Source organism: Streptomyces sp. SID14436 (assembly GCF_010548465.1).
GTDB lineage: Bacteria > Actinomycetota > Actinomycetes > Streptomycetales > Streptomycetaceae > Streptomyces.
This window is the reverse complement of the sequence record NZ_JAAGMD010000792.1, coordinates 1-9,699: the sequence shown is the minus strand read 5'-3', so window position 1 is coordinate 9,699 and position 9,699 is coordinate 1. Positions and strand designations below refer to the sequence as shown.

The following is a 9,699-nucleotide window of genomic DNA, read 5'->3' as shown; positions in this document are numbered from 1 at the left end:
CGCAGGACGACCCCGGACCGGCACCCCAGCCCTGGGGCTGTCGGGCGGCACCCCGCCGGCCCGGCCCGCACTCCAGCCGCGCACGGCACCTGGCCGCCCACGACACGGGACGGCCCCCGGGCGGCTCCCCGGCCCCGGGGCCGTCGGCGGCGGTGCCCCCGCCGGGCGCTATCCGAGGGCCGCCACCTTGTCCCGGTAGGTGCGCACCGGGCCCGCGTCGCGGTACGGCTCCAGGCGGCGCTCGAAGTCGCGCACGTACTCCACGGCGCGCACCGAGCGCATCTCCGCCGCCTGGCCCGCCGCCTCCACCGCGAGCTGGCACGCCTGGTCGAGTTCGCCGAGGCCCAGGCGGGCGGTGGCCAGGACGACGCGGCAGAACAGCCGGCTGCGGGCGTAGGCCGGGGCGCGCAGGTGCAGGGAGCGTTCTGCGTGCTGCGCGGCGGCCCGGAACTGCTGGAGGTCGCGGTGGCAGTGGCCGAACTCGTCGGCGAGCTGCGCCTCGTCGAAGCACCGCGCCCAGTACGGCACCTCGTCGCCGGGACGGGCGCCCGCCAGGGCGCGTTCCGCGCGCACCAGCGCGGTGGTGCAGGCCCGCACCTCGCCGAGCACCCCGTGGCCGCGGGCCTCGGCCGCGTGCAGCATCGCCTGGACGACCGGCGGGACGGAACCGCCCGCGCCCTGCTGGGCGACCCGGGCCAGCTGCACCGCCTCGCGCCCGTGGCCGAGGTAGACGGCCTGGCGGCTCATGGTGACCAGGATGTAGGCGCCGTAGGCCCGGTCCCCGGCCGCCTGGGCGAGCCGCAGTGCCTGCACGAAGTAGCGCTGGGCGAGCCCGTGCGCGGCGATGTCGTACGAGGTCCAGCCGGCCAGCCGGGTCAGGTCGGCGGCGGCGGCGAACAGCCGGCGGCCGGTCTGCTCGCCGTAGGTGCCGCGGAGCATCGGCTCGCACTCGTGTTCCAGGTAGCGCACCAGGGCCTGGCGCGCGTGGCCGCCGCCGTAGGCGTCGTCGAGGGTGCGGAACAGTTCGCCGACCGAGCGCAGGGCGGCGATGTCGCCGCCGGTGACCCGCTGGCCCGGTCCGCGCTCGGCGGCGCCCCGGACCCGCCGGGCCCCGATCGGGCCGGGCCCGGGGGGCCGGACGGCGGGGCGGCCCTGGGCGGGGACGCGGACGGGCGGCTCGGCGCGGGCGACCTTCTCGTCGGGGCGGCCGATGAGCCAGTCCCGGCTGGGCACCACCAGACCGGCCGAGGTGAAGGCGATCTTGCGCAGTTCGGCGTGGCTGCCGGAGTCCTTGCGCCAGAGCCCGCTGACGATGTCGACGGCCTCCTCGGGGGTGGCGGCGAACTCCAGGCCGGCGTAGACGGGCGCGCAGGCGTCCAGGCCGAGGTCCTGAGCGGTGAGGCGGCGGCCGAGGCGCCGGGTGAAGACCTCGGCGATCAGGGCGGGAGTGGTGCCCCGGGGCTGCTGTCCGCGCAGCCAGCGGGTGACGGACGTCTTGTCGTATCTGAGGTCCAGCCCGTGTTCGAGACCGAGCTGGTCCACGCGACGGGCGAGTCCCGCGTTGGAGAACCCAGCTTCTGCGATGAGCGCGGCGAGCTGGCGGTTGGGGGTGCGCTGCGCGGGTCGTTCCGTCATCTGCGGTGCGGTCTCCTGCCTTCCGGGCGAGCTGTGAGCCGGGTGCCTGTGAGCAGCCCAAATGGCCTCATGGTCGGCGCGAATGTAGCGGAGAGTAAGCGCGCGATCGCACATTCCGTCAGGCATTCATCCGATCGTGTGAGGATTGGCTCGAAGGCTGACGGACGTACAGTGGCGTGGGCACGTTGCGTGCCTTACGAGCTTTCCAGGGAGGCGCTTGCCGTGGGAGAGGTGCGGTTCGTCCGGATGGGCTTCGGGACCCAGGCCGTGGACTACCAGGTGGCCTGGGACGAACAGCGCCGGGTGCACGCGGCCCGGTTCGCCGACGAGGTGCCCGACACCGTGCTCCTGCTGGAGCACCCGCCGGTCTACACGGCGGGCCGGCGGACCGAGGAGAGCGAGCGCCCCCTCGACGGCACCCCCGTGATCGACGTGGACCGCGGCGGCAAGATCACCTGGCACGGCCCGGGCCAGCTGGTGGGGTACCCGATCCAGAAGCTGCCCCGCCCGGTGGACGTGGTCGCCCACGTGCGCCGCCTGGAGGAGGCCCTCATCCGCACCTGCGCCGACTTCGGCCTGGGGACCAGCCGGGTCGAGGGGCGCAGCGGCGTGTGGGTGCTGGGCGACCCGGTCGAGCGGCGGCCCGCGCTCGGCGGACTCTCCCTCGACTTCGACCCCCGGCTGCACGACGACGAGTTCGACCCGCGGCTGAACGGCCCCGAGTACGCCCCCTCCAACGCCGGGCAGCGGCGCGAGGACCGCAAGATCGCCGCCATCGGGATCCGGGTGGCCAAGGGCGTCACCATGCATGGTTTCGCACTCAACGTGAACCCGGACAACGCCTGGTTCGACCGCATCATCCCGTGCGGCATCCGGGACGCGGGCGTGACCTCCCTCGCCAACGAGCTGGGGCGCGACGTCACCCTGGACGAGGTGCTGCCGGTGGTCGAGCGGCACCTGAAGGACATTCTGGAGAACGCGGACCTCAAGCCGCGGGAGATCGAGACAACACCCGCGGCCTGACCGGCCGGCACAGGGGGCCGACGCCGACGCCGGCCACCAAATCAACGGGCGTACCCTGGGGAACGCCGAAGAATCAAACGCTAGGGAGCCGATGTGTCCGCAGTCGCACCCGACGGACGCAAGATGCTGCGCCTGGAGGTCCGCAACAGCCAGACCCCCATCGAGCGCAAGCCCGAGTGGATCAAGACCCGGGCCAAAATGGGCCCCGAATACTCCAAGATGCAGAACCTGGTCAAGAGCGAGGGTCTGCACACGGTCTGCCAGGAAGCCGGCTGCCCGAACATCTACGAGTGCTGGGAGGACCGCGAGGCCACGTTCCTGATCGGTGGCGACCAGTGCACCCGGCGCTGCGACTTCTGCCAGATCGACACCGGCAAGCCGGAGGCGCTCGACCGTGACGAGCCCCGCCGGGTGGGCGAGTCCGTGGTCACCATGGACCTGAACTACGCCACCATCACCGGCGTCGCGCGCGACGACCTGGAGGACGGCGGCGCCTGGCTGTACGCGGAGACCGTGCGCCAGATCCACGCCCAGACGGCCGGACGCCAGGACGGCCGCACCAAGGTCGAGCTGCTGGCCCCCGACTTCAACGCGGTGCCCGAGCAGCTGGCGGAGGTCTTCTCCTCCCGGCCCGAGGTCTTCGCGCACAACGTGGAGACGGTGCCCCGGATCTTCAAGCGGATCCGCCCCGGCTTCCGCTACGAGCGCTCCCTCCAGGTCCTCACCCAGGCCCGCGACGTCGGCCTGGTCACCAAGTCGAACCTGATCCTCGGCATGGGCGAGACCCGTGAGGAGGTCAGCGAGGCGCTGAAGCAGCTGCACGACGCCGGCTGCGAGCTGGTCACCATCACCCAGTACCTGCGGCCGTCGGTGCGCCACCACCCCGTGGAGCGCTGGGTGAAGCCGCACGAGTTCGTGGAGCTGAAGGAGGAGGCCGAGCAGATCGGCTTCTCCGGGGTCATGTCCGGCCCGCTGGTCCGCTCCTCGTACCGCGCCGGGCGGCTCTACCAGATGGCCGTCGAGAAGCGCGGCAGCTACGTGGCCGCCCAGGCGGTCTGACGGCGTCGCACGCGCCGGCCGGCGGAGCGGGCGGGCCTCCTGCCCCGCTCGGGCGGCCCGCATGCGTGTGAAGTCGCGCACAAGTAATTACTGGCCAGTAATGGCCGAGAGCACGCGGTCCCGGCCGTCCTCGCAGATGAGGGCGCACGCCGGGGCCGCGTTCTCGTTCGCGGGCCCGGAACCAGCGCTTCATGGGTGTTTGACCGCCCGGTCACGCCCTGGTAACACCAAGCAGTGACCCTGGAATCACAGCACGTACATCCGTCACCGGAACCGTACCGAGAGGGACCCCCGTCATGCAGGCCGCGCCCGTCCGCGCCACCGCCATCCCGTCCTTCACCACCGCCCTGCGGGCCGTCGAGTCGCTGCTGATGAGCGGCGGCCAGCGCACCGCCCGCCGCAACGCCTGGACCTCCGTCCTGGAGGACCGCCGCCGCGCCAAGGACCGGGTCGAGACCGAGCGCGTCCTCGAGCGGTCCCTGCCCGTCCGCCGCTGAACCGCCCCCGCGCGGGCCGGGCCGGGCACTGCCGTCGTTCGCGCTTCCGGGGGCACGTAGACTTCGGGGCATGGCGAGGAAGGAAACCGCAGCGGACGCTGCGAACCCCGGGCGACTGAAGCAGATCGCCCTGACCTACAAGATGACCCGCAGGGCCGACAAGAAGATCGGTCTTGTACTCGCGGCTGTCGGAATCGTCACCTTCGGTGTCTTCCTCGCGATCGGTTTCTTGATCGGGCACCCCATCTATCTCGGCATCCTGGGCTTCCTGCTCGCCTTCCTCGCGACGGCGATCGTGTTCGGGCGCCGGGCCGAGCGGGCGGCGTTCGGTCAGATGGAGGGCCAGCCGGGCGCGGCAGCGGCCGTGCTGGACAACATCGGCCGGGGCTGGACGACCTCCCCGGCGGTGGCGATGAACCGCAACCAGGACGTGGTGCACCGCGCGGTCGGCAAGGCCGGCATCGTGCTGATCGCCGAGGGCAACCCGAACCGGGTGAAGACCCTGCTGGCCGCGGAGAAGAAGCGGATGAACCGCATCGTCGCCGACGTCCCGGTGCATGACCTGATCGTGGGCAACGGAGAGGGCCAGGTCCCGCTGAAGAAGCTGCGCACGACCATGCTGAAGCTGCCCCGGGTGCTCACCGGCCCCCAGGTCACCGCGACCAACGACCGGCTGCGCGCGCTCGGCGACCTGATGAACAACATGCCGCTGCCGAAGGGCCCGATGCCCAAGGGCATGAAGCTGCCGAAGGGCGGCCCGCGGCAGCGCTGACCTCCTGCCGTGCCGTATACGACGCGACGAGGGGGCGCCCGGATCACTCCGGGCGCCCCCTCGTCATGTCGTCGTCCCCCACGGCTCCCGCCGGCTTCCCCCGGGGGAGGGACAACCGTCAGATCCGCACCTCGACCGTGCCGGCCAGCCGGTCGTGCAGGCCCCGGCCGTCGCGGTCCCAGATCAGCGCGGGCAGCGCCAGGCAGAGCAGCAGGCTGCGCAGCAGCGCACGCGCGGGCTGGACCCCGCCGGTGCTGAGGGCGACCACCCGCAGACCGAAGATGCGCTTGCCGGGCGTGCAGCCGATCGTGCCCACCGTGAGCACGCTCATCACGAAGAAGATGAGCAGCGCCCAGTTGGACGACGTCTGTCCGTAGCTGCCGGTGATCAGCTGGGATGCAATCAGGGCGCACATCGCCCAGTCCACCGCCAGCGCGCCGAGCCTGCGGCCCGGGCGGGCGATCGAGCCCGGCCCGTCCTCGGGCAGCCCGAGCTGCTCGCCCCGGTACCCGAAGTCGGCACCGGCGTCCTCCATGGCCGCGCGGGGGCCGGAGAGCCATGATCCGATTGCTTGCCTGTTGTCCACCCGTCCACGGTACTGCGCCCGCATATGACCGGAGGAGGGCGGGGTGTGTCCGGGGTTTCGCCGACGATGGCGTGGTTAACGTGTGCGAAACAAATGGGTCACGCCCGAGAAATCACCCGTCCTTAGTGTCGAGCGCAGCGTGTGCCACCCGCACTGGCCGCACGAACGATCTACCACCCCGGCGGGACGGTCGGGAGTAGGAGGAGCTGGATGTTCCAGAACGCCGACGAGGCCAAGAAGTTCATCGCGGACGAGGACGTCAAGTTCATCGACGTCCGGTTCTGCGACCTCCCGGGTGTGATGCAGCACGTCACGGTCCCCGCCGACGCGTTCGACCCGGACGAGGAACTGGCCTTCGACGGATCCTCGATCCGAGGGTTCCAGGCCATCCACGAGTCCGACATGTCGCTGCGCGCCGACCTCTCCACGGCCCGGGTCGACCCGTTCCGCCGCGACAAGACGCTGAACATCAACTTCTTCATCCACGACCCGATCACGGGCGAGCAGTACTCCCGCGACCCGCGCAACGTGGCCAAGAAGGCCGAGGCCTACCTGGCCTCCACCGGCATCGCCGACACCGCGTTCTTCGGCCCCGAGGCCGAGTTCTACGTCTTCGACAGCGTGCGCTTCAAGACGTCCGAGAACGAGTCCTTCTACCACATCGACTCCGAGGCGGGCGCCTGGAACACCGGCGCGCTGGAGGACAACCGCGGTTACAAGGTCCGCTACAAGGGCGGCTACTTCCCGGTCCCGCCGGTCGACCACTTCGCCGACCTGCGCGCCGAGATCTCCCTGGAGCTGGCCAAGGCCGGCCTGAAGGTCGAGCGCCAGCACCACGAGGTGGGCACCGCCGGCCAGGCCGAGATCAACTACAAGTTCAACACCCTGCTCGCCGCCGCCGACGACCTGCAGCTCTTCAAGTACATCGTGAAGAACGTCGCCTGGCGCAACGGCAAGACCGCCACCTTCATGCCCAAGCCGATCTTCGGTGACAACGGCTCCGGCATGCACGTCCACCAGTCCCTGTGGGCGGGCGGCGAGCCGCTCTTCTACGACGAGCAGGGCTACGCCGGCCTCTCCGACACCGCCCGCTACTACATCGGCGGCATCCTCCGGCACGCCCCGTCGCTGCTGGCGTTCACCAACCCGACGGTGAACTCGTACCACCGTCTGGTGCCGGGCTTCGAGGCCCCGGTCAACCTGGTGTACTCGCAGCGCAACCGCTCCGCCGCGATGCGCATCCCGATCACCGGCTCCAACCCGAAGGCCAAGCGCGTCGAGTTCCGCGCCCCGGACGCCTCCGGCAACCCGTACCTGGCGTTCTCCGCGCTGCTGCTGGCGGGCCTGGACGGCATCAAGAACAAGATCGAGCCGGCCGAGCCGATCGACAAGGACCTCTACGAGCTGGCTCCCGAGGAGCACGCCAACGTGGCGCAGGTCCCGACCTCCCTCGGCGCCGTGCTGGACCACCTCGAGGCCGACCACGAGTTCCTCCTCCAGGGCGACGTCTTCACGTCCGACCTGATCGAGACCTGGATCGACCTCAAGCGCACCAGCGAGATCGCTCCGCTGCAGCTGCGACCGCACCCGCACGAGTTCGAGCTGTACTTCGACGTGTGATCGTCCCCTGACCTCGGTCAGGAACAAACGGCGAGGGCCGCTCCCCGGTGCTGGGGAGCGGCCCTCGCCGTCGTTCCGGAGGCTGTGTCGTGCATCGCACCCGACCCATGTCACATCCGGGCCGCCTGCTCCCATCTGGTGGGCGTCAGCAGGCGAGCCGAGGAGGACGGAACGATGAACGCACAGCAGGAGACCGGCACGGCGACCGGGCAGCAGCTCGCCGAGCTGAGCATCCCTCAGCTGTTGGAGGGGACGGGCGCGCGGTTCGTGCGCGGCTGGGTGACGGCGGTGGACGCGGACGCGCGGACCGTGCGGATCGACGACGACCGGGTGCTGCCCTACGACACGCTGGTGTACGGGCTGGGCGGCGTCGCCGACACCAGGGCGTCGAGCCTGCCGACATGCGCGCCGAACTCGTCGGGATCAAGGTGGGCCGGGCATCGTGTTCAGCGGGCCGGGACGCGTGATCGCCACCGTCACCTTCGACTTCGACGCCGACGGTCGTATCACCGCCATCCACAACGTGGCCAACCCGGACAAACTTCAGGCCGTCGCCGACGGCACCGCTCACGACCTCGGAACGCAGTGAGCGTCGTCACCGCATGCCGCCACCGGGCGCGAGCAGGCTGACGAGCGCGGCGATGGCCCCGGAGGACGGCCTGAAGAGGCGGCGGACGTGCTCCGGCTTCTGCCGTCGCCGAGGGCCGGCCCGGTCGTCGGTGGCGGACGCAGCGGGCGGGAGCCGGGGGGCCTTGGTTCACGCGCCCCTACCCGTGCAGCGTCGCCTCGCCCGTCACGCATACGGCGGTCTCCTGGCCGGGGCCCACCGGGACGGGGCCCGTGATGCGGACGTCGACCGGGGCGTCGAGGCCGGGGACGGCGACGGTCACCCGGGCGTCGTGGCCGTAGAAGCAGACGTCGGTGACGGTGCCGCGGACCGCGCCCTCGGTGCCGGTGTCGGTCAGGCGGAGCTGTTCGGGGCGCAGGATCACCGTGCCGGTGCGGCGGCCGTCGGGGGGCTCGGCCAGGGTGACCGTGCCGATGGGGGTGGTGGCGGTGGAGGTGCCGGTGCGGACGGTGCCGGGGAGGAGTACGGCGTCGCCGACGAAGCCGGCGACCCAGGGGTCGGCGGGGTGCCGGTAGAGCTCCTGCGGGGTGTCGCACTGGGCGACGCGGCCCTGCCGGACGACGGCGACGAGGTCCGCGGTGGAGAGGGCCTCCTGCTGGTCGTGGGTGACCAGCAGCGCCGTGGCCCCGGTGGCCCGCAGCGCGGTCCGTACGTCGGCGCGGACTCCGGCGCGCAGGGCGCTGTCGAGGGCGTTGAAGGGTTCGTCGAGGAGGACGAGGGCGGGGCGGGGGGCGAGTGCCCTGGCCAGGGCGACGCGTTGCTGCTGGCCGCCGGACAGTTCGTGCGGCATGCGGGTGCCGTAGCCGGCCAGGCCGACCAGGTCGAGCATCTCCTCCGTGCGGCGGCGGCGCTCGGTGCGGGCGGTGCCGGTCAGGCCGAAGGCGACGTTGCGGGCCACGCTGAGGTGGGGGAAGAGGGCTCCCTCCTGGGGCACGATGCCGATGCGCCGGCCCTCGGGCGGGACCTGGGCGCCGGGGCCGGTCAGGGTGCGGCCGCCGACGGCGACGGTGCCCGCGTCGGCGCGCAGGAACCCGGCGACGATGCGCAGCAGGGTGGTCTTGCCGCAGCCGGAGGGGCCGAGCAGGGCGGCCAGGGCGCCGGCCGGGACGGTGAGGTCCACTCCCCGCAGGACGGGGGCGTCGGGGCCGTAGGACTTGGTGAGTCCCTCGATGCGGAGGTCGTTGGCGTGGTCGGTCATGTGCGGTGCCTGCCCAGGAGGTAGGAGGGGACGGCGGCGAGCAGGATGAGGACCGCGGCGTAGGGGGCCGCGGCGGCGAAGGAACCGGCGCCGGTCTCGGTCCACAGCCGGGTGGCCAGGGTGTCCATGCCGGTGGGGCGCAGCAGCAGCGTCGCGGGCAGTTCCTTCATGCACACCACGAACGTGAGGGCGGCGCCGGCCGCGACGCCGGGTGCGGCCAGCGGCACGGTCACCTCGCGCAGCACCCGCAGCGGCGAGCGGCCCAGGGAGCGGGCGACGTCCTCCAGGACGGGCGGTGCCTGCAGGACGGCGGCGCGGGTGGCGCCCACCACGAGCGGCAGGAAGAGGACGGCGTACGCGCAGAGCAGCAGCGGGAGCTGCTGGTAGAGCGGGTAGACGTAGCGCACCGCGAAGAAGACCAGGGAGAGGGCGACGGTGATGCCGGGCAGCGCGTGTCCGGCGTAGGCGGCCTGCTCCAGCAGCCGGGCGCCGCGTCCCCGGTGGCGTGCGGCGAGCACGCCGACGGGCAGCGCCAGCAGTGTGGTGAGCGCGGCTCCGGCGGCGGCGACACCGAGCGTGGCCCACGCGGTGCGGGCGAGGGCGCCGGGGTCCCAGGTCGCGGAGGTGCCGACGGCCAGCCAGTAGCCGAGGGTGGCGAGCGGGAAGACGACGGCGGCGGCC

The 9,699-nt window shown here is 72.3% G+C and carries 9 protein-coding genes and 2 pseudogenes; 7 read left to right on the top strand and 4 right to left on the bottom strand.

Going from position 1 to position 9,699, the window contains the following annotated elements:
* Positions 1-168: 168 nt before the first annotated feature.
* Positions 169-1,635 (bottom strand): regulator, encoded by a 1,467-nt coding sequence (locus G3I53_RS28845; protein ID WP_164438929.1) that lies wholly within the window; start codon positions 1,633-1,635, stop codon positions 169-171.
* 222 nt (positions 1,636-1,857) lie between these two features.
* Between G3I53_RS28845 and lipB the strand changes: the two genes are divergently transcribed.
* The 4 genes from lipB to G3I53_RS28825 all read left to right on the top strand — a co-directional run bounded on the left by lipB (position 1,858) and on the right by G3I53_RS28825 (position 4,986).
* Positions 1,858-2,658: a lipoyl(octanoyl) transferase LipB gene (gene lipB / locus G3I53_RS28840; protein ID WP_164334893.1), complete on the top strand. Its 801-nt coding sequence runs from the start codon at positions 1,858-1,860 to the stop codon at positions 2,656-2,658.
* A 93-nt stretch (positions 2,659-2,751) separates the two neighbouring features.
* Complete coding sequence (gene lipA, locus G3I53_RS28835) at positions 2,752-3,717, top strand: lipoyl synthase (RefSeq protein WP_164334891.1); 966 nt, start codon at positions 2,752-2,754, stop codon at positions 3,715-3,717.
* 296 nt (positions 3,718-4,013) lie between these two features.
* Entirely contained in the window at positions 4,014-4,214 is a 201-nt protein-coding gene (locus tag G3I53_RS28830; protein WP_164334889.1) for a hypothetical protein, read from the top strand.
* A 70-nt stretch (positions 4,215-4,284) separates the two neighbouring features.
* Entirely contained in the window at positions 4,285-4,986 is a 702-nt protein-coding gene (locus G3I53_RS28825; RefSeq protein WP_164334886.1) for a DUF4191 domain-containing protein, read from the top strand.
* 118 nt (positions 4,987-5,104) lie between these two features.
* On the opposite strand, the gene G3I53_RS28820 is transcribed toward G3I53_RS28825, so the two are convergent.
* Complete coding sequence (locus G3I53_RS28820) at positions 5,105-5,572, bottom strand: RDD family protein (RefSeq protein WP_164334885.1); 468 nt, start codon at positions 5,570-5,572, stop codon at positions 5,105-5,107.
* A gap of 210 nt (positions 5,573-5,782) precedes the next feature.
* On the opposite strand from G3I53_RS28820, the gene glnA reads away from it, so the two are divergent.
* From glnA to G3I53_RS28805, 3 genes and pseudogenes are all read left to right on the top strand, one after another.
* Positions 5,783-7,192, top strand: a complete 1,410-nt coding sequence (glnA, locus tag G3I53_RS28815; RefSeq protein WP_164334883.1) for a type I glutamate--ammonia ligase — start codon at positions 5,783-5,785, stop codon at positions 7,190-7,192.
* Between the two features lie 84 nt (positions 7,193-7,276).
* Positions 7,277-7,573: pseudogene (locus tag G3I53_RS34615) on the top strand (FAD-dependent oxidoreductase); the annotation flags it as partial.
* A pseudogene (locus G3I53_RS28805) lies at positions 7,570-7,781 on the top strand (RNA polymerase subunit sigma-24); the annotation flags it as partial. The pseudogenes G3I53_RS34615 and G3I53_RS28805, both read left to right, overlap by 4 nt.
* Positions 7,782-7,959: 178 nt before the next feature.
* On the opposite strand, the gene G3I53_RS28800 reads toward G3I53_RS28805, so the two are convergent.
* Both G3I53_RS28800 and G3I53_RS28795 read right to left on the bottom strand, forming a co-directional pair.
* Positions 7,960-9,018, bottom strand: coding sequence for an ABC transporter ATP-binding protein (locus G3I53_RS28800; RefSeq protein ID WP_164334881.1), 1,059 nt, complete (start codon positions 9,016-9,018; stop codon positions 7,960-7,962).
* A partial coding sequence (locus G3I53_RS28795) for an ABC transporter permease subunit (protein WP_164438928.1) occupies positions 9,015-9,699 on the bottom strand: 685 nt, incomplete at its 5' end. The genes G3I53_RS28800 and G3I53_RS28795, both read right to left, overlap by 4 nt.

Coding starts and splice junctions, on each gene's coding strand:
- glnA (WP_164334883.1), top strand. CDS start 5,783: ATGTTCCAGAACGCCGACGAGGCCAAGAAGTTCATCGCGGACGAGGAC.
- G3I53_RS28845 (WP_164438929.1), bottom strand. CDS start 1,635: ATGACGGAACGACCCGCGCAGCGCACCCCCAACCGCCAGCTCGCCGCG.
- G3I53_RS28830 (WP_164334889.1), top strand. CDS start 4,014: ATGCAGGCCGCGCCCGTCCGCGCCACCGCCATCCCGTCCTTCACCACC.
- G3I53_RS28825 (WP_164334886.1), top strand. CDS start 4,285: ATGGCGAGGAAGGAAACCGCAGCGGACGCTGCGAACCCCGGGCGACTG.
- G3I53_RS28800 (WP_164334881.1), bottom strand. CDS start 9,018: ATGACCGACCACGCCAACGACCTCCGCATCGAGGGACTCACCAAGTCC.